Below are 24,380 nucleotides of genomic sequence, written 5' to 3' on the forward strand. Positions count from 1 at the left end.
TCGTGCCAGACAGTGCGCGTAGAGCTGTCGGTGGCGCTCAGACAGAGGCTGAGCCGGCGCGTCGGCGATCGACGATCAGCGAACGCAGGACAGGTATCCCGACCACTCCCATCACGACAAACCCGTATATGGCCGAGTAGTGCATCTCTCCGCCGGAGAGGAGGACGGCGTGTGCGAAGGCGGACCCGAGCCAGGTCCACATGAACAATACGATGGGGACGGTATCGGATCCGGTCCCAGCGTGCGTGGCGGTTTCCGTAGCGGTGGATTCGATCGGGGTTCGCAGCAGCAGTCGGGTGGCTGCCTCGATGATCGACGCCATGAGGAGCGAAACCAGAAACCAGCCGAGGTAGTTGCTCATCGGTATCGACGGGATGCCGGGCAAACCGGGGATGGGTGTCGTCCATGTCCAGTGGCCGTCGGTGACCATCTGCGTGTCGAGATACAGGTCCCAGCCCACCATCGACACCGCGGTGAGGGCAATACGTCGCACGGACATGTTCATCGGCGACCTCTGTCTGCGTTGCAGAAGGAAAGTCACCGTGCACCAGATCGGATAGAAGCCCGCGGTCCAGGCAAACGGAATGACGGCGGGAATGCCGAAGACCTCGGGTCCGAGGCGTCCGGTGGAATAGAAGTAGCTGCCGAAGGGGAAGCCGGTCGCTGTACCGATTATCTCGGAGGCGAGGCCGAGGCCGGCAGTGCCGCAGGCCATCACCGCAGCCCACCATGGTCCCCGGGTCAGCACGGCGTGGGTGACGGCAGTTGCCGCCAAGAATCCGACGACGGCCACGGTGACCATATCTCGGGTACTTCCGCTCACGAGCGGATACACGATCTGTGCTCCGATCGCGCCCGCAGCGAGTGCTATCACTAGTTTGTTCATCGGCGTCGGGCACCGATCCATCGACGGAATCGACCTGCGCCGGCGTCGGCGAGAGCCAACCTCGCGGCGTTACGGCCACTCGCGGCCATCACGCCACCGCCGGGATGTGTCGAAGCGCCGGTGAGGTACAAGCCGGGCGCGCCGGGAACGCGGTGCTGCGACAACTGCGGGATGGGGCGCCACATCATCATCTGGTCCAAGGACATCTCCACGTGCATGATGTTGCCTCCGACCATTCCCAATTCCCGTTCGATATCGGCGGGTGACTGTACGTGGCGGTGCAGAATCGAACGTTGGAAACCCGGGGCAGCGGCTTCCACCTGGTCGACGATGCGGTCGGCCTCGATTTCGGCCAGATCGGTCGGGTCCACCCTGTCGGAGCTGCTTCGCCATTGCCGGCTGCCGGTCAGAGTGTGTGGCTGCCACTGCGACCACAGCGAGATCTGATGCTCACCCTCCGGGGCCACACTGGGATCGATCGAAGTGAAGGACATGGCTAGGACAGCCGGCGTGGTGGGTAGCTCGCCGGTGAGCGCACACGCATGCGCCATCCTCAGTTGGGCTCGATCTCGGACAAGCAGTTGCAGGCCGGACGTCGCGGACAGCGTCGACGGTGCATTCGGGTACTGGGGGAGGGCATCGGTGGCGAGGCGGACAGCCATTCCGATGCCGGGCCCGACCCGAATGCCGCGCCGCCATGTGTCGATCTGGCGTGGGTTGTGCCCACCTGCCTCCAGAAGTTTCAGTGTGGTCAGGATGTGGCAGCCAGCGACGACCATCCTGCTGCGCACGGTTCGGCCGGAGGCGGTACGTGTCGTCCACGCCTGTTCCGACGGGGTCAGCGCTTCGACCGCGTCGCCCGCGGTGACGCGTCCACCGCGGGATCGAAGTCTGGAGGCGAGAGCATCGGTCAGCACGCCGCTGCCACCGATGGCCCGCCCCGGCGGCAGCGTATGCATGAGAGCGGCGAATCCGACCATCGGTGCGGTCCCTGGTTCGGACATCGGGGGACCGGACTGCGCCCCGAACCATGCCAGAGCAGCCTTCAGGCGCTCGGAGGAGAACGTCTCGTCCAGCAGTGCATCACCGCTGGTGATGAATTCTCGCGACAGTGCGCTACCACCGCTCGGGGCATCCAATCCCCAGAACGACCGGAGCAGATTGGGGCCGGTGGGCGCACCGGAGAAGGCCCGCATCGTTCGGACGCTTCTCGGTCCCCACTTGTCGACGAAATTTCGGTACGCGCGTGCGTCCTGCGACCCGCACGCCTGCGCTATGGACGAGCACGTAGCGTCCAGATCGCGTCGAAACACCAGCGGCGGTTCGTCGGTTCCCGGCGCACCCGGTGCGAACGCCCACGGATCGCACTCGACGTAGCGCAATCCGTGTTCGGCCAATTCCAATTCCTCGATCACTCCGGTGTGCCGGATCATGATGTGGGCAGAAGAACCTCGATCCACCTGGTGACCCGGAAAGCGTTCGACCGAGGACACCCCGCCGCCGATGATCGTGTCCCCTTCCAGTACTTCCACCGACAACCCTGCGTCAGCGAGATAGCAGGCCGAGGTGAGGGCGTTGTGGCCAGATCCCACAACTACAGCGTCGATCACCACTCCAGGCTATAGGTCTTCCGCGACGGGTCGGCTGTGGTGTTGGAAGGGCGCCGGTGTTGGAACAGCAGGCGCTATTCGAACGGCAGGACGCGTCCGAGCACTGCGAAGGGGCGACGGTCACCGGCGAACGTGAAGTCGCGGAGGACGTCCTCGAAACCGAGCCGACGGTAGAGTCGCCAAGCTCGGTTGTCCTCACCGGCGACCTCGGGAGTGGACAGCAGCACGTTTTTTTCCGTGCGTCCGGCCAGCAGTCGGCGCGTCAGGGCGCTACCGAGGCCATGCCCCTGAGCGTCCGGTCGGACGTGCAACTCGGTGAGCTCGAAGTAGTCGGACAGAACTGCGTCGATGTACTCGTTGCTTTTTCCCGAACGACGCAGGCCGTCGCGGACCTGCTGATTCCACCATTGGTGGGGCGCTCCACGATATCCGTAGGCAATCGCCACGAGAGGGCTCTCGGGTGTGGGCAGGACTGCGCCGACACCGCGCCAGCCCGGCCGAAGGACGTGCTCGGACCACATCGGCGCGCGGTGGTACTCGGTGCCCTGCGGGTAGCCCATCGCCTCGACGTAGATCGACAGCGCTTCAGGCAGTCTTCGGCGGATTTCCTGGGCTGACAGGTCGACCAGGTGGGGGGTCGGTTCCGCTTCGGTGGCGACTGTTCTCAACCTTTCCTTGACTACTTGTCGGTGGGCGCAGCTATATTGAATATGTCGAACGGATGTTCGATGTCGGCGATCCGGCGAAGTCTCGAGGGAAGCGAGGGTTCGCCGGGTTCCGACCTTAGAGCGTCGTCGAGGGCCGGGCGTGGCGAAAACGCGGTCGACAACGGCGAATCGATCGGGAGGTGTTCGAGTATGGCAACACAAGGTCTCCGCGCCGGAGTTCGTCCGCCGGTGTCGCCGCGCGCCAGGCTGCTTCTCGGTCGAGCGGATGCGTTCTTGTCCGGTTCGATAGGCGCAGCTACTGCATCGGACCAGTTTCTCGACTGCTACACCGCTGCGTTGCGTGGGGCCGCCGCAGTGATCGAGGCCGCGCCGATCTCGACGGCACGAGCGCGTTCGCGGAATGCGTGGGTGTTGTTGACCAAGGCAGCGCCCGAACTGGAAGCGTGGGCGGAGTACTTCTCCGGCTACTCGGCAACACGGGCAGCGGTTCTCGCAGGACTGTCGAGGTCGATCGACCTCGACATGGCTGACGATTTCTATCGCCAGGTAGGGCGGTTCCTGCACGTGGTCGAGGAATATATCGGGGCGGATTCCCGCCTCGACCCTGTCGGCGCCCATCCGCGCTCGATGACCGCGTGAGAGGGCGCATTGCACCGAAAACGGAGCGGTAACGTGGTCGAAGCGCCGCCCTCGGGCCGGATCGCGGACCGAATCCGGTGGCGGTCCGGACCCCAGCGCAGGGACTCTTCGAACATTCTCAGGAACACATCGACCGAGTAGGTGGTAAGCGGGCGATTCTGCTCGTATTATCAACGGTAGGTAGCCGCCAAGGTCAGCTTCCCGTCGTTTCGCACCCGAAATGACTTTCAATATCTGTGCAGGGGGAGGTACCGTGCCACTCTCCGAGCACGAGCAGCGCATGCTCGATCAGATCGAGAGCGCTCTCTACGCCGAGGATCCCAAGTTCGCCTCTCACGTGAGAAGCGGCCGTATGCGTACGGCGACGAGCAAGCGGCGCTTTCAAGCGATCGCGCTGTTCGTATTGGGGCTTGTTCTTCTCGTTTCCGGTGTGGCTATTCCATTCCAGCCCGGCGGGTTCCCGGTGATCAGTCTTGTCGGATTCGCGTTCATGTTCGGCGCCGGGGTTCTGTATCTGCTCGGTGGCCCCCGCGGCGGTGCGTCTGCCTCCGAGGAGGACACGGCGTCGGGCGAAAGCTCGGGCACTGCGGCCGCAGGTCCTGGGAAACGCAGCAGTTCGGGACAAAAGTCGAAGCCGGGCCGCAAGGGCGGCAGTTTCACTTCGCGAATGGAAGATCGGTTCCGGCGGCGGTTCGAACAGGAGTGAACTCGATGAGCGGTGACGGGGTCCGAAGGGCTACGGCACCACTCGTCATCACATACAACGTGCGCTCGTCCCCCAAAGGTCGAGCGTCACTACAAGTTTGATCGTCACTATTCTGATTGTCGAAGCGGCGTCTACCACACGGTAGGCGCCGCTTTTGCATGCGCTGGCTGAATTCCTGCAAGTCATAGATCGGGCTCGTGCCGGCTGAGGTTCCCCACTCTCACCCACTCGATCGGTGGTGGCACCGCCGATCCCCACTTCCCCCCACTGATCTTGCATGCCGAATTGCATCGAGTGAGATCCTGGCTTTCACCTGGGGTTTTGCACCTCGACTGCGGTCCGATGTCCTTCGCTGGTTCGCGGCGGTGCGCATGTCGCAGAATTCTTCCCCACTGTCTTCCACGCGCTCGACCTGGAGTTTTATGATGATAGTTCGAGAAAAGTGCGCTGGCGGGATTGTATGTGGGGGAAAGTGGGGTAAAGTGGTGGAAGCGAAGAGAGTGGGAGGTGTCGAGTGTTCCTCGGTACCTACACGCCCAAGCTCGACGACAAAGGCCGGTTGACGCTGCCGGCGAAGTTCCGCGAAGCGCTGGAGGGTGGGTTGATGGTGAGTAAAGGTCAGGACCACAGCCTCGCCATCTACACCCAGGACGCGTTCGCGGAAAAGGTTCGGAAACTGACCGAGGCCTCGCGCTCCAACCCGGTTGCTCGCTCGTACATACGGCAGCTCGGCGCAGGCACCGACGAGCAGAAGCTCGACGGCCAGGGGCGAATCACCCTGAGGGCGGACCACCGCCAGTACGCAAACCTCGAGCGCAACGTCGTCGTGAACGGATCCATCGAGTTCATCGAGGTCTGGAACGAAGAGGCGTGGGCTCGCTACTCGGCCGAGAGTGAGCAGAGTTTCTCGGACGCGTTCGACGAATCGCTGGAAGGCATCGTGTAGCCGCCCGGATCAACACGCCGAGTGCCGCGAGGCCTCTGCCCGATCAGAACCCTGACGTTCTTCCCCAACGCCAGGTTTCGCAGATCAGGACCCTGACGTTCTTCCCCAACGCCAGGTTCCTATCGGACAGGGACCTCGCGGCATTCGCCCCCATCATCGATCTATGTGAGCACCGCACGAGGGTGTTCACAAGCAAGACCGGGAGGAAACATTGTGGAAGGCGACACGAACTCGCCCGACCCGGAGATCGCTCCCGAGCTAGTCGGAACGTCGAAGGCTTTCGAACCCGAACATATTCCAGTTCGACTGGGCCGGGCAGACGAGCTTCTCGGACCTGCACTGACTGCAGTTGCGGCGCGAGGTGAGTCGCCGGTCATGATCGACGCGACACTCGGTCTCGGCGGTCATTCGGAGCATTTCCTTCGTACCTATCCGACACTCCGGTTGATCGGACTCGATCGCGATCCGGATGCACTCCGGCTCGCGAGCAAGCGTCTCGCCGGTTTCTCCGATCGGACGACGTTCGTGCACACCACCTACGACGGAATCGGTGCTGCATTGGAAGAGGCCGGGTTGCCGGAACGTGACGCGGTGCATGCAATCCTGTTCGATCTCGGCGTCTCCTCCATGCAACTCGACGAAGCCGAACGCGGATTTGCGTACTCGGTGGATGCTCCGCTGGACATGCGCATGAATCCCACCGTGGGTATCACCGCGGCGGACGTTCTCAATACTTATTCGCACGGTGAGATCGCGCGCGTTCTGAGCACTTACGGCGAGGAGCGGTTCGCGGGCCGGATAGCCTCCGCGGTCGTTCGACAGCGCGAAGCGAAGCCATTCACCACCAGTGCCGCGCTTGTCGAACTGCTCTACGCGTCGATCCCTGCTGCCACTCGACGAACGGGTGGCCATCCCGCCAAACGAACGTTTCAGGCGTTGCGGATAGAGGTCAACGGTGAGCTGGACTCGTTGAAGCGGGCAGTCCCGGCAGGTCTCGACGCGCTCGCGGTCGGGGGTCGGGTGGTGTTCATGTCGTACCAATCGCTCGAGGATCGCGTGGTCAAGAGAGAGCTGGCGCCGCGCGTCAAATCGACGAGCCCCGAGGGGCTTCCCGTTGAGCTTCCGGGTATGGGGCCGGAGTTTCGTCTGCTCACCAGAGGTGCCGAGCGCGCCTCTGACCAAGAAATCGAAGAGAACCCGCGTTCGGCGCCAGTACGTCTGCGCGCGGCGGAGCGGATTGCGAGGAAATCGGCATGACTGTCACCGCGGGTACGGCTCCGGCGAAGCGTCGGCGACGGTCGAAGGGATCGGAACCCGAAACTGGGCGTTCCGGAGCGGCTCTCCGCGCATACGAGAGGCGTCAGCAGCGGGCCAGCGCTCGCGGGTTGGGTGCCGGAAATCCGGCGGAGCGTGGATCTCTGACTGCGTCCGCGATCACTGCCCGAATTCCTTTCGTGGCGCTGATCATCGGATTGCTTTCGCTGGGACTGGGTCTGACCCTTCTGCTCACGACCCGTTCTGCGGGTGACTCGTACATGCTCAGTGACGCGAAGGCCTACAACCAGAGTCTCGTCCAGGAACGTGCGTCGCTGCAGCGGGACGTCGAGCTTGCGGATTCCGCGCCCGAGCTGGCCCGAAAAGCCGCAGAGCAGGGCATGATTCCTGCCCTCGACACCGCGCGCCTTCTCGTCGCGGAGGACGGCTCGGTCCAGGTGATCGGTACGCCACAGCCTGCGCAGGGCGCGCCCGTGGCCCCGTTGGATCCCCCGTCGGAGGTGGCTGCAGCGAACTCGGATCGGTCGACGGGATCGTCCGAATCCGGTTCTGCCGGCAGCTCGAGCAACTCCCTGCCTGCGCGTGCCGCAAGCTCAACAGCCGACTCCGTCCCGCGTGCCAGTTCGGTCCCACCGGTCACACGCGCCACGCCGAACACATCGAATGCCGCTGGAACCGCAGCCCTCGGTGAACAATTGGTTCCCATGAGCATCCCGTCGGCGAGTCCTTCGGGTAGTCGGCAGTGACCAGGCCGTCCACCGGAAGGCCTCGCCGTAAGCCGCTGTCGCGGAATGCATCCGACGATCAGCGATACGGCGTCCCGCGTCGTCGAGCCGAATCGTCTCGACGTCCGGGAGCACCCGCCGGTCGACCGCGCGCGGGATCCGATACACGCTTCGATGCGTCGTCCTTCGCTTTTCGAAGCGGGTTCGGCCGTATCGCCATGTTCGGTGTACTGGCCGTGGTGGCCCTGCAGTTGGTTTGGATCATGGGAGTCGACGGGCACCGACTCTCCGCCGAGGCGGCCTCGCAACGAACAACGACGCTCGTCGATCCGGCGACTCGAGGCTCGATCATGGACCGCAACGGCAAGCCCATCGCATTCACGATGGAAGCGAAAGCGCTGACCTTCCAGCCTGTCCGGGTTCGCCGTGAACTGGACGAGGCGCGCGCGAAGGATCCGACGAAGCCGTCCACGCAAGACCGACTCGATGCGATCGCGGCCGGGATACACGATGAACTGGGCGATCTCGCACCCGAGGACGTCATTCTCGACAAACTCGAAAGCGACGACACCTTCACCTATCTGGTGCGCGGAGTGGATGCGACCATCGCTACGCGGATCAGCGAAGAATTCGAAGAAGTCGGTCTCGAACGACAGGACATTCGCGAGTACCCCGGTGGGTCCCTCGCTGCCAATCTGGTGGGAGCAACCGGCTGGGACGGTCACGGACTCCTGGGGCTCGAAGACTCTCTGGACTCGACGTTGGCCGGAACCGATGGGTCACAGACCTACGATCGCGGGTCCGACGGCGCTGTCATCCCAGGTAGCTGGCGGGACAAGCAAACGGCCGTCAATGGTTCCGGTGTCGAACTGACCATCGACGCCGACCTGCAGTACTACGTGCAGCAGCAAGTTCAGCTCGCCAAAGATCTGTCGGGAGCAAAGAACGCTTCGGCAGTGGTGCAGGATGCGAGAACCGGTGAGGTTCTTGCGATGTCCAACGACAACACGTTCAACCCCGGTGTCGGTGTCGGAAACAACGACCGAAGCAAAGAGATGGGCAACCTCGCTGTCTCCACACCCTTCGAGCCCGGCTCGGTCAACAAGATCATCACTGCAGCGGCGGCGATCGAGTACGGACTGACAACACCCGAAGAGGTACTGCAAGTTCCCGGCAATATCTTCATGTCAGGTGTCTCGGTGAAGGATGCGTGGGAGCACGGCCTCGCGCCCTACACCACGACCGGCGTGTTCGGTAAGTCCTCGAACGTCGGCACCCTGATGCTTGCCGAGCGCGTCGGCGAGGATCGCTTCGCGGACATGCTGGCTCGTTTCGGTCTCGGACAGAGAACGGACGTCGGCCTACCCGGAGAGAGCGCGGGAAGCGTGCCGAATCGCGATCAGTGGTCGGGTGGCACGTTCGCGAACCTCCCCATCGGGCAGGGCCTGTCGATGACCCTGCTGCAGATGACTGCGATGTATCAGGCGATTGCCAACGACGGAGTACGCATCCCGCCGCGCATCGTCGATGCCACGGTCGACCCGGACGGAAACAGGACAGAGACCGAACAGCCTGAGGGTGTCCATGTCGTCAGTCCGGAGACTGCGTCGACCGTCCGGCAGATGTTTCGATCGGTCACCCAGGACGACAACGGCAACCAGCGGGGTACCGGCGTCGCCGCGGGCGTCGAGGGCTACCAGATCAGCGGCAAGACAGGCACCGCCCAGCAGGTGGATCCCAATTGCGGCTGCTACTCGAACTCGGACTATTGGATCACCTTCGCTGGTATTGCACCTGCGGACGATCCGCGCTACGTGATCGGAATCATGCTCGATGCTCCAACGCGGAGCGCCGATGGTTCCGGAGGGCAGTCGGCCGCGCCGTTGTTCCACAACATCGCCAGCTGGATGCTCGAACGCGACAGCGTGCCGTTCTCTGCAGACCCCGGTCCGAAGCTGGTTCTGCAAGCCGATTGAGCGTGATCGACCTCTCGGCCCGTGGGTCGGGGGGCTGGGGGACCGGCACCCGCCGGTAACCTGACCCTTCGGTCCTCGTGCTCGGTTTCGAAATGTCGCTTTCCTCGACCTTTCGTTTCGGCCCGAGCGCAACCACCGTCTCAATGTCCCGCGCCAGCAGTTCAGCAGAAAGGAGCACAGTGTCTGTGCCAGCCGAGCCACAGCCTGCTCCGACCCCGTCCCGTCCGTCGAACCCCCCGCACACCACTGTCGAGGACATCGCCGCCGCTGCGGACGCCACCGTCGTGCCGGCCGCAGACGGACAACATCGAATGGTGACCGGTGTGGACTTGCGCGCCCAATCCATCCTCGACGGCGATCTTTTCGCTGCCTTGGCCGGATCGACGGCCCACGGGGCATCCTTCGCCGGTGACGCGATCGAGCGCGGAGCTGTCGCGATCTTCACCGATTCGGCCGGCCTCGAGATCCTGCAGCGACAGTTCCCCGTTCTACCGGTACCGGTGCTCGTGCACGACCAGCCGCGTACCGTGCTCGGCGATATGTCGGCACTCGTCTACGGACGACCCTCGGAAAAGATGACCGTGGTCGGGATCACCGGGACATCGGGCAAGACGACGACGGCGTACCTGCTCGAAGCGGCCTTGACCGCCGCGGGCCGCCGCACCGGATTGATCGGCACGATCGAAACCAAGATTGCGGGCACTCGCGTACCCAGCGCCCTGACAACACCGGAAGCGCCGCAGCTACACGCCTTGTTCGCATTGATGCTCGAACGTGGCCTCGACACCGTCGTGATGGAAGTTTCGAGTCACGCACTCTCACTCGGACGAGTGGACGGAACCGTGTTTTCGGTCGCTGCCTTCACCAACCTCTCGCAGGATCATCTCGACTTTCACGGCACCCTCGAGGACTACTTCCTCGCCAAGAGTCGACTGTTCGCAGCGGATTCGCGTGTGCGATCCCAGTCTGCGTGCGTCTGTGTCGATGACGACTGGGGCCGCCGCATGGCCGACGTCGCCGCCTCGGGGGGATCCGACGTGATCACCGTGTCGGTGACCGGCAGTGCCGACTGGACCGTCGCCGATTGGGCGCCGGATCCCAGCGGCGCCCAGACCTTCACCCTGCTCGGCCCCGGCGGAGGCCGTCACCACGCGTCGATACGGCTGCCGGGACGCTACAACGTCGCCAACGCGGTGCTCGCTGCCGCGATCTGCGATTCAGCTGGCGTCGACGTTCAACGGGCGGTGCCCGGAATGAAGGAGGTCGACGTACCGGGACGAGTGCAGCGCATCTCCCGGGGCCAGAATTTCCTGGCAGTGGTCGACTACGCCCACAAACCCGCCGCCGTCGAGGCAGTTATCGAAACCTTGCGCAAGCAGACCACCGGCAGAGTCGCCGTCGTGCTCGGAGCCGGGGGAAACCGCGACACCACGAAACGAGCGCCGATGGGCGCAGCCGGTGCCAGAGGCGCTGATCTGCTGGTCATCACCGACGACAACCCGCGTTCGGAGGATCCCGCGGCCATCCGCGAGGCTGTACTGCTCGGCGCCATGTCACTCGCTCCCGAGGATCGCGGAGAAGTGAGGAACGTCGAGGGCCGCGGAAACGCCATTTCCGAGGCCGTGCGGTGGGCGCAGGACGGCGACGTCGTTCTCGTCGCAGGTAAAGGGCACGAGACAGGGCAGGAGATCGGCGGCGTGAAGTATCCGTTCGACGACCGTGTCGTGCTGGCAGACGCCATCGATCGAAAGATCGGCCAACAAGCAGGAGCGACCTCGTGAAAGCCATGACCATCGCGCAGATCGCCGACATCGTCGGCGGGAAGCTCCACGATGTCGACGACCCGTCCCGCGTCGTCGACGGCACCGTCGAATTCGATTCACGCAGAGTCGCTCCCGGGGGCCTCTTTCTCGCGCTGCCCGGCGCTCGCGTGGACGGTCACGACCATGCGGTCGCCGCGGTGGATGCGGGTGCGGTGGCAGTGTTGGCCGCTCGTCCGCTCGGTGTGCCGACTATCGTGGTCGACCCGATCCCGCACGACGGCCGAGCAATGGCTCTCGAACACGACGCCGACGGGTCGGGCGCAGCGGTGCTGACCGCGCTCAGCGCGTTGGCCCGTGCCTCGGTGACGGAGCTGACAGCCACCTCGGGGCTCACCGTCGTCGGAGTCACCGGATCATCCGGCAAGACCTCGACCAAGGACCTGCTGGCATCGGTCCTTCGCCCGCTGGGCACAGTCGTCGCGCCGCCCGGATCGTTCAACAACGAACTCGGCCATCCGTGGACCGCGCTGCGCGCGGACGAGGAGTCCGATTTTCTCGTTCTCGAGCTGTCGGCGCGTGGTGTCGGTCACGTGGCCTCGCTGGCGCACGCGGCCCCGCCCCGCATCGGTGTCGTTCTCAACGTGGGTACGGCTCACCTCGGTGAGTTCGGATCGAGAGATCGGATCGCTCTGGCGAAGGGTGAGCTGGTCGAGTCGCTCCCCAGCGCGGCAGACGGGGGAGTAGCGGTGCTCAATGCCGATGATCGCCTCGTCCTCGAGATGAAATCTCGGACCTCGGCACGCGTGGTGACCGTCGGGCACTCTGCCGATGCGGACATTCGTGCCGAGAACGTGGTGCTGGACGACCATGCGCGTGCACGTTTCACCCTGGTGACCCCGGTCGGCCGCACCGAGATAGAGCTGGCTGTGCACGGTGAACACCAAGTCGGTAACGCACTGGCTGCGGCAGCAGTGGCGCTCGAATGCGGCGCCGAACTCAGCCAGATAGCTGACGCGCTCGCCGGCTCGGCTGCGGCCTCGGCCCGACGGATGGATGTGCGCACTCGCGCCGATGGCGTCACCATCGTCAACGACTCCTACAATGCCAATCCGGATTCGATGCGTGCTGCGCTCAAGGCGTTGGTGTCGATGTCGAGGTCCGGAGGTGGCCCGCCCAGACGCACCTGGGCGGTGCTGGGCGAGATGGGCGAGCTGGGACCGGATTCGGTGGTCGAGCACGACGCGATCGGACGGCTCGCGGTGCGTCTGGACGTCAGTCGGCTGATCATCGTGGAGTCCGGAAGGCCCACACGGGCAATGCACCAGGGGGCGGTGATGGAGGGGTCCTGGGGTGAGGAGTCGATGCTCGTCCCGGACCACGCAGCAGCAGTCGCGGTGCTCGCGGCCGAGTTGGAGCCCGGTGACATCGTGCTGGTCAAAGCATCTCAGTCGGTCGCACTGTGGTCGGTTGCCGATGCGCTCGTACAGAACACCGCTGCGGATGGGGAGAAGGACATCATGACACCGGAGGAATCGCAGTGAGACAGATCCTCTTCGCTGGAGGTATTGCGCTCGCAGTCGCGATTCTGCTGACGCCGGTGCTGATCAAAGCGTTCTCGAAGCAGGGCTTCGGCCAGGAGATCCGAGTCGAGGGCCCGGCCAGTCACCAGTCGAAACGCGGCACCCCGACCATGGGCGGCGTCGCCATACTCGCCGGCCTGTGGGCCGGCTACTGGGGCTCGCACCTCATCGGCGTCGGCTACGACGCGGACGGTCCGTCGGCGTCGGCTCTCCTCGTGCTCGGGTTGACCACGGTGCTGGGGCTCGTCGGGTTTCTCGACGATTTCATCAAGATCCGCAAGCAGCGCAACCTCGGACTGAACAAGACCGCGAAGCTGGTCGGGCAACTCGTCGCAGCCGTTCTGTTCGGAATACTCGCCCTGCAGTTCAAGGGTGAGAACGGACTCACCCCGGCCAGTCAGCAGCTCTCCTACGTCCGCGATATCGCGACCATCAGCTTGGGTCCCATCGTGTTCATCATCTGGTGCTACTTCCTGGTGACCGCCTGGTCCAATGCGGTCAACCTCACGGACGGCCTCGACGGCCTCGCGGCGGGCTCGATGACGTTGGTGCTCGGTGCCTACACCGTCATCACGTTCTGGCAGTACCGGCAGGCATGTTCCACCAACCCCGGACCGGGTTGCTACGACGTACGTGATCCGTTGGACCTTGCACTCATTTGTGCTGCAGCGGCCGGTGCCTGTATCGGCTTCCTCTGGTGGAACGCCGCCCCGGCGAAGATATTCATGGGCGACACCGGTTCGCTCGCACTCGGTGGGTTGATCGCCGGTCTGTCCATCGTGACCCGGACCGAGCTCATCATGGTTGTCATCGCAGCGCTGTTCGTGGCCGAGGCGGCCTCCGTCGTGATCCAGGTTGCGGTATTCCGAACCAGCAGGCGTCGTGTCTTCCGGATGGCTCCGTTCCATCACCACTTCGAACTCGGTGGCTGGGCAGAAACCACGGTGATAATTCGATTCTGGTTGTTGGCCGCAATCGCGTCGGCGGTGGGTCTCGCGCTGTTCTACAGCGAGTATCTCGCCGCGGTCGGCGGCTAGGCCGCTGTGTCCGAAGATGCTGTGTCCGAGGGTCTGGACTGGTTGAAGGGTAAGACCGTCCTCGTGGCCGGCGGGCGGATATCGGGCCTCGCGGCAGTGGTGCCGCTGCGCGAGCTCGGCGCCGAGGTCGTGGTCACCGACTCCGACCCGGATGCGATCGAAGCCGCGCGCTCGGTCGGTGCGGCGGGAGTGCGCCAGGATGAGCTCCTCGCCGACGAAGCGATGCTCGACCGGATCGCACTGGTGGTGACCAGTCCCGGATTTCGGCCTGACGCGCCCGTGCTCGCCGCAGCCGCGCAGCGCGGGATACCGATCTGGGGTGATGTCGAGCTGGCCTGGAGGGTCGACCGCGCGGCTATCTACGGGCCACCGGCGAAATGGTTGGTGGTGACCGGAACCAACGGAAAGACAACGACGACATCGATGCTGGCGTCGATCCTGTCGTCCGCAGGTCTGCCCAGTGCCGCGTGCGGCAACATCGGTCTTCCCATCCTGGACGCACTGCGCGCCACGCCGCACCCGACGGTGCTTGCGGTGGAACTCTCCTCCTTCCAACTGTTCTGGGCGCCTTCGGTGAAACCGGATGCGGGGGTCGTTCTCAACATCGCCGAGGATCATCTGGACTGGCACGGCGGAATGGACGGCTACACCTTGTCGAAAGCTCGCGCGCTGACCGGGGATGTCGCGGTTGTCGGTCTCGACGATGCGCGAGCAGCCGCGTTGGCGAGGACGTCGCCGGCGAATAAGGTCGTCGGCTTTCGCCTGGCGGAGCCGAACCGCGAAGAACTGGGAATACGCGACGGATACCTGATCGACGACGCGTTCGGTGCTGCGCGGCGACTGCTGCACACAGATGAGATCGTGCCTCAGGGCCCGGCCGGGTTCATGGACGCGCTCGCCGCTGCCGCACTCGCCCGTTCCATCGGGATCTCCGCCGAGCATGTCGCCACCGGACTACGGACGTACAGCGTGGGCCCGCACCGCGCCGCGGTGGTCGCAACGGTTGCCGCGGTGACGTTCGTCGACGACTCCAAGGCGACGAATCCGCATGCGGCGCGGTCGTCGCTGCTCGCTCACGAACGGGTCGTCTGGATAGCGGGGGGACTGTTGAAGGGCGCGTCCGTCGACGAACTCGTCGCCGAGATCGCCCCGCGGCTCGTAGCTGCTGTGGTGATCGGGCGGGACGGGGCGCAGATCGCGGAGGCTTTGGCGCGACACGCGCCGAATGTTCCGGTCGTGACGTTCCCGCCGGGAGACGATACGGGTGTGACTCATGTGGCGGAAGATGCGGATGTAGTGATGCGAGCCGTCGTGCGAGAGGCCGCGTCTCGCGCACAGCCGGGAGATACCGTGCTTCTCGCGCCGGCCGCAGCGTCCCTGGACATGTTCGTCGATTACGGGCACCGAGGCCGAAGCTTCGCCGAGGCGGTCCTCGCACTCGACGGCGCCGAGATCGGGCGCGCCGGCGGGCACTCCTCGTGAAAGGGACCGGCGAGCGGAAGTCACCTTCGCCGCGCACCAGAATCGGCCTGTGGCTGGAACGGCCGCTGGCATCGTTTCACCTGATCGTGACCGTCGCAGCCTTGCTGACGATTCTCGGGCTGGTCATGGTTCTCTCGTCCTCGGCCCCGGAGGCCTACGCGGCGGACGGCTCCGCGTACTCACTCTTCACACAGCAGTTGATCGGTGTCGGTCTCGGCGTAGTCGGCTTCTACATCGCGCTGCGGATGTCGGTTCGCATGCTGCGCAAACTGTCTTTCCCGCTGTTCTGCATGTCCGTCGTGATGCTGATGATGGTGCTGATTCCTGGCGTCGGCTCCGAGGGTGCGGACGGCGCTCGTCGCTGGTTCAACGTCGCCGGAGTCTCGTTCCAGCCTTCCGAGCTGGCGAAGGTGACACTCGTCCTATGGGGCGCACACCTGTTGGCCTCGCGGCGCAGCGAGCACGCCAGTCTGAAGTCGCTGCTGATTCCACTCGTCCCGGCCGCACTGCTCATGGCCGGACTGATCGTCCTGCAGCCCAACCTGAGCACCGCGATCGCCATCGGGATCATTCTTGTTGCGTTGCTTTGGTTCGCCGGCCTCCAAGCCCGGTTGTTCGCCATCCTGGTCGGAGGTGGTCTCGCGGCCGCAACGGTGTTGGCCTTCACCGCCGGGTATCGATCGAACCGAATCAAGGCATGGCTCAACCCCGGAGACGATCCACAGGGACTTGGATACCAGTCCAATCAGGCCAGGTTCTCCCTCGCGGACGGCGGATTGTTCGGCGTCGGACCTGGCCAGAGCCGGGCCAAATGGAGCTATCTACCCAACGCGCACAACGACTTCATCTTCGCGATAATCGGCGAGGAACTCGGTTTCATCGGCTGTATGGCCGTGCTCGGACTGTTCGCCCTCTTCGTCTACACCGGTCTGCGTATCGCGGCGCGTTCGGTCGATCCATTCCTGCGACTCCTCGCCGCCGGCGCAACGACATGGATTTTCGCACAGGCAATGATCAACATCGGATATGTCGTCGGACTACTGCCGGTCACCGGACTGCAGCTCCCGCTGGTGTCCTACGGTGGATCGTCGACGGCGATCACACTGCTCATGTTCGGAGTGATCGCCAATGCTGCGCGGCACGAGCCCGAGGCAATCGCGGCGCTGCATGCGGGCCACCAGTCTCGACTCGACCGGGTGCTACGCCTGCCGATGCCCGCCTCCTACTCACCACTGCGGGCAGCCGCGGCCCGCTCTCGCTCGACGCGCCCCGCTCTCGGGGCCGCCGAACGCCGCCGATCCGAAGCGCGAGAGGCAGCACCGCGACCACGCGGTGGTCGCGATATGGCCGAAGTCGGTGGCAGAGCGGGCAGAGAGCGTCAGCCCGTCCCAGGTCGAAGGCGCGCGGACCCCGGTGTTCGCGGCCGCGGGCAACCCGCCAATGGGCGCAGGCACCCCGATGGGCGAGGATATCGAGGGTGAATGCTCCAACTGAACCGTTGTCGGTCGTCCTGGCAGGTGGCGGCACCGCCGGGCACATCGAACCCGCGATGGCTGTCGCCGACGCCCTCCGTGCGCTCGATGCCGACGTGCGTATCACCGCACTCGGTACCCAGCGTGGCCTCGAAACGACGCTGGTCCCTGCTCGTGGATACCGCCTCGAACTGATACCTCCGGTACCGCTGCCCCGCAAGCCCACGCTGGATCTGCTGCGGTTGCCCGCTCGGGTCGTCCGGTCCGTGCGGCGGACCAGGGCCGTGCTCGACGCTACCGACGCGGATGTGCTGGTCGGTTTCGGTGGCTACGTCGCCCTGCCCGCTTATCTGGCTGCACGCGGCGGTCTGGGTCGCCGGCGAGCAGTTCCCATCGTCGTCCACGAGGCGAATGCCAGCGCAGGAATCGCCAACAAAGTCGGCGCGCGGCTGGCTCGGCGCGTCCTGGCAGCAGTCCCGGGTAGCGGGGTCAAGGCCCGCGGTTCCGACGAGGCGGAGATCGTCGGCATTCCGGTGCGCCCCACCATCACCGGACTGGACCGCGCCGCAACCCGCGAACAGGCGCGCGAGCATTTCGGCCTTCCGTCTCACGGACCGGTACTGCTCGTCTTCGGGGGCTCGCAGGGTGCGAGGTCACTCAACGAAGCCGTCGCAGGAGCAGCTACGGAGCTCGCCGAGGCCGGCGTCTCCGTTCTGCACGCACACGGCCCGAAGAACACCGTGGACGTCGCGGTGAACGAATCCGCCGTTGTCGATGGCAGGCCCGCCGCGCGGTACGTTGCCGTCCCGTACCTGACTCGTATGGACCTGGCGTACGCCGCCGCAGACTTGGCGATCTGTCGATCGGGTGCGATGACGGTCGCCGAGGTCTCGGCGACCGGTCTGCCCGCGATCTATGTTCCTCTTCCACACGGAAACGGCGAGCAGGAACTCAACGCCCGGCCGATCGTCGAGTCCGGAGGCGGCATACTTCTGGCGGACAGCGCGTTGACCTCACGCTATGTGGCGGAGAAGATCGTCGAGTTGATCACCGACTCGGCGGCGCTGACACGGATGTCCGCTGGAGCATCGAGTGCAGGTCATCGTGACGCAGCCACGACCGTCGCGCGCATCGTGCTCGATGTGGCGTCGAGACACAGAAGCGAGGCGCTGGCGCAGTGACGAGTGAGTCGAAGTGACAAGTGAAGGGACGGACATGTCCGAGCTTCCCGCAGAGCTGACGCGGGTGCACATGGTAGGCATCGGTGGTGCCGGGATGTCCGGCATCGCGCGCATCCTGCTCGCCCGTGGGGGCCAGGTTTCCGGATCCGATGCCAAGGACAGCAGGGCGGTGCTCGCGCTGCGGGCCAGAGGTGCGCAAGTGCGGGTGGGACACGATGCATCTGCGCTCGATCTTCTCCCCGGCGGCCCGACGGTGGTCGTGACGACCCACGCGGCGATACCGAAGACCAACCCCGAGTTGGTCGAGGCGCGTCGGCGGGGCATACCCGTGGTGCTACGGCCGACAGTGCTGTCTTCGCTGATGGAGGGCTACCGCACCCTGCTGGTTTCCGGTACGCACGGCAAGACGTCCACCACGTCCATGCTGATCGTCGCGTTGCAGCACTGTGGTTTCGATCCGTCGTTCGCGGTAGGCGGTGAGCTCAACGAGGCCGGCACCAACGCGCATCACGGCAGCGGCGAGGTTTTCGTCGCCGAGGCCGACGAGAGTGACGGTTCGTTGCTCCAATACACACCGAACGTCGTGATCGTGACGAACATCGAGGCCGACCATCTCGATTACTTCGGCACCACCGAGGCCTACGTTCAGGTTTTCGACGACTTCGTCGCTCTGCTCGGTCCCGGCGGCGTGCTGGTCGCCTGCATGGACGACCCGGGCTCAGCAGCACTGGCGCATCGAGTGCAGGCGCGTGCGCTACCGGGTGTACGAGTTCTCGGTTACGGATCGGCCGACACCGAGACCGGTGACGTCGAGATGGCCGTTCGGTTGCTGCAATGGGAGCCAGAGGACGTCGGCGGGGTAGCGCAGCTGATGATTCAGGGAGAGGACGCGCCGCGAACGTTGCGGCTCGGCGTCCCCGGGCGGCACACCGCGCTCAACGCCCTGGCCGCGTTCACCGCCGGCATCCAGGCCGGTGCCGAGCCGTCGCACATGCTGGCTGGACTGGCCGGATTCGGTGGCGTGCACCGTCGGTTCCAGCTGCGCGGACGCGAGCACGGTGTGCGGGTGTTCGACGATTACGCCCACCACCCGACCGAAGTGCGTGCCGTCCTGAACGCCGCCCAGCAACTCGTCGCCGGCGTCGGAAAAGACGTACCGGACTCCGCGCCCCGCGGCAAAGTAGTCGTGGTGTTTCAGCCGCACTTGTACTCACGAACCGAAACGTTTGCGGACGAGTTCGGCGAGGCTCTGAGCATCGCCGACGAGGTGGTCGTGCTGGACGTGTTCGGCGCGCGCGAGGAACCGCTGCCCGGCGTGACCGGTGCATTGGTGGCATCGGCGGTGACGAAGCCTGTCAACTATCAACCCGATCTCTCGCTCGTAGCCAAGCAAGTCGCAGCCCTGAGCGCACCCGGGGACGTGGTGATCACGATGGGGGCGGGTGACGTCACGATGCTCGCCGGTCCGATTCTCGACGCACTTCGGTCCAAGACCGATTTCGGGAACGGGACCGGCCGGGCCACGACGTGACGTCCAGGCGGGAGCGGTCGGGACGTCCGAGCACGGACGCCTCGACAGTCCCTGGTTCGGAACCCTCGGAGCGCGATGATCGGCGTCGGGCCCGTGATGAGGAACGTCGTCGCGTATCGCGGTCTCGGCGCAAGGCTGTGATGATTGCGGTCGCCGTGCTCGCCCTCGTTTCGGGGGGTGTGGCCGCGGTCTATTTCACCCCACTGCTCTCGGTCCGGGCGATCGAAGTGAACGGCGCCGAGTCGGTAGCCGAGGAGCAGGTGATTGCCGAGCTCGGAGTGACGCTGGGGGAGAGGCTCGTCCGCGTCGACGCCGGTGCGGCGGCGCAGCGGGTCGCAACGATCCCCGCACTGGCATCGGTGCGTGTACAGCGGGTCTACCCCTCGACGGTCAAGGTCACCGTCACCGAACGCGTTCCCGTCGTCTTCGTCGATCAATCGGACGGCACGCACCTGTTGGATTCCAGTGCAGTCGATTTCGCGATTGCTCCGCCGCCGCCGGGGCTGCCGCGGTTGGTGACCGAGAGCCCCGGCGTCGGCGACGGTTCGACCGAGGCCGCGTTGGCGATACTCGACTCGATGTCACCGGCGTTGCGCGCTCTGGTCGTGGAAGTGCGTGCGAGTTCCGTTTCGGACGTGTCTCTATTGCTGAACGACGGACGCACTGTCATCTGGGGGGATGGGAGCAAGGCGGAACGCAAATCCGCTGTCGCTCTTGCCCTGCTGTCGCAGCCGGGACAGATCATCGACGTGTCGAGTCCGGATCTTCCCACCACCAAGTAGCACTTTTCACCGGATCGGCATCGGCCGGTGATGCAACTTCTGAAATTGTTTCCGTGTCCTCGGCGCGCCTAGTGGCGGATCGAGGTCCCGGTGAATAGCGTTCCGAACGTCGAGTACTTGACATAACTCTGAGCCTGTGGTTTAGGTTGAGGGTTTGCCTCGAGGCTCGGGACATCAGAACACAACCACGGAAGGCGAGAGCCAATGACGCCCCCGCACAACTACCTCGCCGTAATCAAGGTCGTCGGCATCGGCGGCGGCGGCGTTAACGCGGTCAACCGCATGATCGAACAGGGACTCAAGGGAGTCGAGTTCATCGCGGTCAACACCGACGCCCAGGCACTGCTGATGAGTGACGCCGACGTCAAGCTGGACGTCGGTCGGGAACTCACACGTGGGCTCGGCGCCGGCGCCGACCCCGAGGTCGGCAGAAGAGCGGCCGACGACCACAAAGACGAGATCGAAGAGGTGCTCAAGGGTGCCGACATGGTCTTCGTCACCGCAGGTGAAGGTGGCGGCACGGGCACGGGAGGTGCGCCCGTGGTGGCCAACATCGCCCGCAAGCTCGGCGCACTGACAGTCGGCGTCGTCACGCGGCCGTTCTCGTTCGAGGGCAAACGACGTGGCGGACAGGCTGATACCGGCATCCAGCAACTTCGCGAATCCTGCGACACACTCATCGTGATCCCCAACGATCGCCTCCTGCAACTCGGTGACGCAGCGGTCAGCTTGATGGATGCTTTCCGCAGCGCGGACGAGGTTCTTCTCAACGGCGTGCAGGGCATCACCGATCTCATCACCACCCCGGGTCTGATCAACGTCGACTTCGCAGACGTGAAGGGCGTGATGTCGGGCGCCGGCAGCGCCCTGATGGGCATCGGCTCCTCGCGTGGGGAAGGCCGGGCCATCAAGGCCGCTGAATCGGCGATCAACTCACCACTCCTCGAAGCCTCGATGGAAGGGGCCCGTGGAGTACTCCTGTCCATAGCCGGCGGCTCCGATCTCGGACTGTTCGAGATCAACGAGGCGGCCTCGCTGGTGCAGGAAGCTGCGCACATCGATGCGAACATCATCTTCGGAACCGTCATCGACGATTCGCTCGGCGACGAAGTGCGAGTGACCGTCATTGCCGCCGGATTCGACGGGGGCACACCTACTCGCCGACCCGTCGAAGCGTCCACATCGTCCACTCGCAGTCCGATCGGCTCGGCGCGCTCCGGCGAGGTGGCCTCCTCGCGTTCGTCCGAACCGGCCGAGTCGGGCGCGGTCTTCCGTGACTCCGTCGGAGGTGGAAACGGCAGTACGCTTCCGCCTCTACCGTCCTCCAGTTCCAATGGCGGGTCGAGCAGTCAGTCCGGTTCGGGCCGCCGCGTCCCGGTTGCCGACGACGACGGTGAAGACGACGTGGACGTGCCATCGTTCATGCGTCGGTAGATCCACGGTGCCGCAAGAGACATTCAGGATTCGTCGGGTCACCACCTCCCGCGCGGGAGGTGTGTCGGCCCCGCCGTTCGACAGTTTCAATCTCGGCGACCACGTCGGAGACGAACCGTCGGCGGTCGCCGCCAACCGTGCCCGACTGGGTCGTGAGCTCGGTCTCGGCGCTGACCGTCTGGTGTGGATGGAACAGGTCCATGGCCGGTCGGTGACCGTGGTGGACGGCCCTCAGTCGGATCCGATCCCCGTCACCGACGCGGTGGTGACCACCACACGGAACTTGGGGTTGGTCGTGCTGACGGCAGATTGCGTACCTCTGCTGCTGTCCGACGAGGATGCGGGAGTCATCGCTGCCGTGCACGCCGGCCGAGTCGGGGCACGTATCGGCATCGTCACCCGGGTTCTCGACGCCATGGTGGAGCAGGGCGCCGAACTGAGCCGTATCGGGGCCTTCATGGGACCGGCGGCGAGTGGGCGTCAGTACGAGGTGCCCGCCGCGATGCAGGCCGATGTCGAACGCCACCTGCCCGGTAGCGCCACCACGACCGTCAGGAAGACCCCAGGCCTCGATATTCGAGCGGGGATCAGGAAGCAACTTCTCGATGCGGGAATCGCTGGTGTCGCCATGGATCCGCGCTGCACCATCGAGGATCGCACGCTGTTCAGTCATCGACGATCCGCCCCGACCGGCCGAATGGCGAGCGTCATCTGGATGGAAAGTGGACCTGCTTGACTGGGCTCATGACTACACCCTCGGACAGGTCGCACCAGATCGAGACCGCGCTGGAGTCCGTCCGTGCGCGACTGCGCGCAGCGTGCACGTCGGCTGGTCGCGGCAGCAACGAAGTCCGACTGCTTCCGGTGACGAAGTTCTTTCCCGCCAGCGATGTCGAGATTCTCTGGAAGCTCGGTTGCCGAGAGTTCGGCGAATCCCGCGAACAGGAAGCGTCGGCGAAAGCGGACGAGCTGGCCGAGGTATTCGCCACCGCACCGGCCCGATGGCACATGATCGGTCACCTGCAACGCAACAAGGCAAGGTCGGTCGCCCGCTGGGCTGCGTCGATTCATTCCGTCGACAGTGCGCGACTTGTGGACGCGCTGGCGAAAGCGGTCGGCAAGGCGATCGGCGACGGCGACAGGTCAGCACCGCTGGACGTGCTGGTGCAGGTGAGTCTCGACGGAGATGTTCATCGTGGGGGAGTCGAGCGCGGGGATCTCGACGAGTTGACCGACCGCGTGGCCTCGGCAGCAAACCTGAGATTGTCCGGGTTGATGGCAGTGCCGCCGATCGAGGCCGATCCCGACGCCGCTTTCGCGGATTTGGCCGAGCTGCATCAGCGATTGTTGACGCAGCACCCCGGTGCGAGCGAGTTGTCGGCCGGCATGACCTCCGATCTCGAAGCTGCAGTGCGACACGGATCGACGTGCGTGCGTGTCGGTACCGCAATACTCGGTTCACGGCCGATAACCTCGCCAGTACAGGCCGAAAACCACATCAGTAACAACTGACACAGCGCTCGACGAGTGGCAGTGTTTCTGACACTCAGGCCACGTTGACACCCGCCACGGAAGGCAAGATCGATGAGCACCCTGCACAAGTTCAAGGCGTACTTCGGCATGGTTCCGCTCGCGGACTACGAAGACGACTACCTCGACGAACCGGACTCTCATCGATCCTCGCGTGGCCGCGATCCGTACGGCGATCTCGACGACCGGCGTGATCGTGAATTCGTCAAGCCGTCGTTCTCCTCCCGTCGGCCGACCCGTGACGACCTCGACGACGTCGATGGCGAGTACGACGACTACGAGGCGCCTCGATCTGCGCCGACGCTTGCGCCGATCGGCCGAACCTCGCGTTCGACATCGGGCGGAGGGCGCGGTGCGGCCACCCGTGGGAACCTCGCCGTGGACACGCGCATGGATCCGGAGCGGAGCCTGCGTAGTGATTCGATGGTGCGCGCCGAGTCGCGCCGAAGCCCGGTCACCGACGACGGCAGCGCCCTGTCGAAGATCACCACCCTGCGCCCGCGTGACTACAGCGAGGCACGGACCATCGGCGAACGTTTCCGTGACGGCACGCCGGTCATCATGGACCTCGTCGAGATGAGCAACGCTGACGCCAAGCGTCTGGTGGATTTCGCGGCCGGTCTCGCGTTTGCGCTCAGGGGATCGTTCGACAAGGTCGCAACCAAGGTTTTCCTGCTCTCTCCCGCGGATATCGACGTCTCGCCCCAGGAACGTCGGCGTATCGCAGAGACGGGCTTCTACAGCCAGTAGGGCGCTCCGCTCCTCTCGGCATGACCGTCTGACCTGCTCGCTTTGATCGAGCCGTTGTTTTCGGGCAGAGTATGACGTGTGGCCTTGTTCGCGGTTGTCTACTTCATACTTTTCATATTCTGGCTGCTCCTCATCGGCCGCATCATCATCGAATTCATCAGGTCGTTTGCGCGTGACTGGCAACCCTCCGGCTTCGTGGTGATCGTTCTCGAAGCGATTTTCACTGTGACGGATCCGCCGGTGAAACTCCTGCGCCGACTGATTCCGCCGGTCAATCTGGGCGGGGTTCGGCTGGACCTTTCGATCATGGTGCTGCTGTTCGGAGTGTTCATTCTCATGACGATCGTGCGGACATTGGCGTCGTGAATATCGCACTATCGCAGTAAGACTTCGTCGGGCGCGCGCGA

Annotated in this window: 22 protein-coding genes; 19 read left to right on the plus strand and 3 right to left on the minus strand. The window is 64.8% G+C overall.

What is annotated here, in order from left to right; genetic code table 11:
* Nucleotides 1-37 precede the first annotated feature (37 nt).
* From J1M86_RS10320 to J1M86_RS10330, 3 genes are all read right to left on the minus strand, one after another.
* Entirely contained in the window at nt 38-886 is an 849-nt protein-coding gene (locus tag J1M86_RS10320; protein WP_075840547.1) for a carotenoid biosynthesis protein, read from the minus strand.
* The gene (locus J1M86_RS10325) at nt 883-2,496 is read right to left on the minus strand and encodes an NAD(P)/FAD-dependent oxidoreductase (protein WP_206509720.1); all 1,614 of its coding nucleotides are present in this window, start codon (nt 2,494-2,496) and stop codon (nt 883-885) included. Before J1M86_RS10325 ends, J1M86_RS10320 begins: the two co-directional genes overlap by 4 nt.
* Before the next feature lie 74 nt (nt 2,497-2,570).
* Nucleotides 2,571-3,164, minus strand: a complete 594-nt coding sequence (locus tag J1M86_RS10330; protein ID WP_206509721.1) for an N-acetyltransferase — start codon at nt 3,162-3,164, stop codon at nt 2,571-2,573.
* A gap of 189 nt (nt 3,165-3,353) precedes the next feature.
* On the opposite strand from J1M86_RS10330, the gene J1M86_RS10335 reads away from it, so the two are divergent.
* From J1M86_RS10335 to J1M86_RS10420, 19 genes are all read left to right on the plus strand, one after another.
* A complete protein-coding gene (locus J1M86_RS10335) occupies nt 3,354-3,803 on the plus strand; it encodes an SAV_6107 family HEPN domain-containing protein (RefSeq protein ID WP_075840549.1) in 450 nt (149 codons plus the stop codon).
* A gap of 253 nt (nt 3,804-4,056) precedes the next feature.
* The gene (locus tag J1M86_RS10340; protein ID WP_206509722.1) at nt 4,057-4,509 is read left to right on the plus strand and encodes a DUF3040 domain-containing protein; all 453 of its coding nucleotides are present in this window, start codon (nt 4,057-4,059) and stop codon (nt 4,507-4,509) included.
* Between the two features lie 514 nt (nt 4,510-5,023).
* Nucleotides 5,024-5,455, plus strand: a complete 432-nt coding sequence (mraZ, locus tag J1M86_RS10345; RefSeq protein ID WP_075840552.1) for a division/cell wall cluster transcriptional repressor MraZ — start codon at nt 5,024-5,026, stop codon at nt 5,453-5,455.
* A 246-nt stretch (nt 5,456-5,701) separates the two neighbouring features.
* Nucleotides 5,702-6,712, plus strand: a complete 1,011-nt coding sequence (rsmH, locus tag J1M86_RS10350; RefSeq protein ID WP_187346830.1) for a 16S rRNA (cytosine(1402)-N(4))-methyltransferase RsmH — start codon at nt 5,702-5,704, stop codon at nt 6,710-6,712.
* A complete protein-coding gene (locus J1M86_RS10355; RefSeq protein WP_241259754.1) occupies nt 6,709-7,476 on the plus strand; it encodes a hypothetical protein in 768 nt (255 codons plus the stop codon). Before rsmH ends, J1M86_RS10355 begins: the two co-directional genes overlap by 4 nt.
* Nucleotides 7,473-9,431, plus strand: a complete 1,959-nt coding sequence (locus tag J1M86_RS10360; protein ID WP_307786591.1) for a penicillin-binding protein 2 — start codon at nt 7,473-7,475, stop codon at nt 9,429-9,431. The genes J1M86_RS10355 and J1M86_RS10360 overlap by 4 nt, the downstream gene beginning before the upstream one ends.
* Before the next feature lie 179 nt (nt 9,432-9,610).
* Nucleotides 9,611-11,212: a UDP-N-acetylmuramoyl-L-alanyl-D-glutamate--2,6-diaminopimelate ligase gene (locus tag J1M86_RS10365; RefSeq protein ID WP_307786592.1), complete on the plus strand. Its 1,602-nt coding sequence runs from the start codon at nt 9,611-9,613 to the stop codon at nt 11,210-11,212.
* Nucleotides 11,209-12,735 (plus strand): UDP-N-acetylmuramoyl-tripeptide--D-alanyl-D-alanine ligase, encoded by a 1,527-nt coding sequence (murF, locus tag J1M86_RS10370; RefSeq protein WP_083668032.1) that lies wholly within the window; start codon nt 11,209-11,211, stop codon nt 12,733-12,735. The genes J1M86_RS10365 and murF overlap by 4 nt, the downstream gene beginning before the upstream one ends.
* The gene (mraY, locus tag J1M86_RS10375) at nt 12,732-13,811 is read left to right on the plus strand and encodes a phospho-N-acetylmuramoyl-pentapeptide-transferase (RefSeq protein WP_206509724.1); all 1,080 of its coding nucleotides are present in this window, start codon (nt 12,732-12,734) and stop codon (nt 13,809-13,811) included. Before murF ends, mraY begins: the two co-directional genes overlap by 4 nt.
* 6 nt (nt 13,812-13,817) lie before the next feature.
* Complete coding sequence (gene murD / locus J1M86_RS10380) at nt 13,818-15,293, plus strand: UDP-N-acetylmuramoyl-L-alanine--D-glutamate ligase (protein ID WP_206509725.1); 1,476 nt, start codon at nt 13,818-13,820, stop codon at nt 15,291-15,293.
* Nucleotides 15,290-16,774, plus strand: a complete 1,485-nt coding sequence (gene ftsW, locus J1M86_RS26310; protein WP_075840556.1) for a putative lipid II flippase FtsW — start codon at nt 15,290-15,292, stop codon at nt 16,772-16,774. Before murD ends, ftsW begins: the two co-directional genes overlap by 4 nt.
* Nucleotides 16,771-17,946 carry an undecaprenyldiphospho-muramoylpentapeptide beta-N-acetylglucosaminyltransferase gene (gene murG, locus J1M86_RS10385; RefSeq protein WP_269417848.1) on the plus strand — a complete coding sequence of 392 codons (1,176 nt, stop codon included), beginning with the start codon at nt 16,771-16,773 and terminating at the stop codon, nt 17,944-17,946. Before ftsW ends, murG begins: the two co-directional genes overlap by 4 nt.
* A 34-nt stretch (nt 17,947-17,980) precedes the next feature.
* Complete coding sequence (gene murC / locus J1M86_RS10390) at nt 17,981-19,477, plus strand: UDP-N-acetylmuramate--L-alanine ligase (RefSeq protein ID WP_206509727.1); 1,497 nt, start codon at nt 17,981-17,983, stop codon at nt 19,475-19,477.
* 140 nt (nt 19,478-19,617) lie between these two features.
* Entirely contained in the window at nt 19,618-20,259 is a 642-nt protein-coding gene (locus J1M86_RS10395) for a cell division protein FtsQ/DivIB (RefSeq protein WP_206510041.1), read from the plus strand.
* Nucleotides 20,260-20,463: 204 nt separating this feature from the next.
* On the plus strand, nt 20,464-21,693 hold the full coding sequence (ftsZ, locus tag J1M86_RS10400; protein WP_206509728.1) for a cell division protein FtsZ: 1,230 nt from the start codon (nt 20,464-20,466) through the stop codon (nt 21,691-21,693).
* Between the two features lie 7 nt (nt 21,694-21,700).
* A complete protein-coding gene (gene pgeF, locus J1M86_RS10405; RefSeq protein ID WP_307786593.1) occupies nt 21,701-22,429 on the plus strand; it encodes a peptidoglycan editing factor PgeF in 729 nt (242 codons plus the stop codon).
* A gap of 8 nt (nt 22,430-22,437) precedes the next feature.
* A complete protein-coding gene (locus J1M86_RS10410) occupies nt 22,438-23,205 on the plus strand; it encodes a YggS family pyridoxal phosphate-dependent enzyme (RefSeq protein ID WP_206509730.1) in 768 nt (255 codons plus the stop codon).
* Nucleotides 23,206-23,277: 72 nt separating this feature from the next.
* Nucleotides 23,278-23,973 (plus strand): cell division protein SepF, encoded by a 696-nt coding sequence (locus J1M86_RS10415; protein ID WP_075840561.1) that lies wholly within the window; start codon nt 23,278-23,280, stop codon nt 23,971-23,973.
* Between the two features lie 78 nt (nt 23,974-24,051).
* Nucleotides 24,052-24,339, plus strand: a complete 288-nt coding sequence (locus tag J1M86_RS10420) for a YggT family protein (protein ID WP_075840562.1) — start codon at nt 24,052-24,054, stop codon at nt 24,337-24,339.
* Nucleotides 24,340-24,380: the final 41 nt, after the last annotated feature.

The organism is Rhodococcus sp. KRD197 (assembly GCF_017168235.1).
Classification (GTDB): Bacteria; Actinomycetota; Actinomycetes; order Mycobacteriales; family Mycobacteriaceae; genus Rhodococcoides.

What these genes read in the sequence shown, in the direction of transcription:
- J1M86_RS10415 (WP_075840561.1), top strand. Translation starts at nt 23,278, where the DNA reads ATGAGCACCCTGCACAAGTTCAAGGCGTACTTCGGCATGGTTCCGCTC.
- murC (WP_206509727.1), top strand. Translation starts at nt 17,981, where the DNA reads ATGTCCGAGCTTCCCGCAGAGCTGACGCGGGTGCACATGGTAGGCATC.
- J1M86_RS10320 (WP_075840547.1), bottom strand. Translation starts at nt 886, where the DNA reads ATGAACAAACTAGTGATAGCACTCGCTGCGGGCGCGATCGGAGCACAG.
- ftsZ (WP_206509728.1), top strand. Translation starts at nt 20,464, where the DNA reads ATGACGCCCCCGCACAACTACCTCGCCGTAATCAAGGTCGTCGGCATC.
- J1M86_RS10395 (WP_206510041.1), top strand. Translation starts at nt 19,618, where the DNA reads ATGATTGCGGTCGCCGTGCTCGCCCTCGTTTCGGGGGGTGTGGCCGCG.
- J1M86_RS10355 (WP_241259754.1), top strand. Translation starts at nt 6,709, where the DNA reads ATGACTGTCACCGCGGGTACGGCTCCGGCGAAGCGTCGGCGACGGTCG.
- J1M86_RS10335 (WP_075840549.1), top strand. Translation starts at nt 3,354, where the DNA reads ATGGCAACACAAGGTCTCCGCGCCGGAGTTCGTCCGCCGGTGTCGCCG.
- J1M86_RS10410 (WP_206509730.1), top strand. Translation starts at nt 22,438, where the DNA reads ATGACTACACCCTCGGACAGGTCGCACCAGATCGAGACCGCGCTGGAG.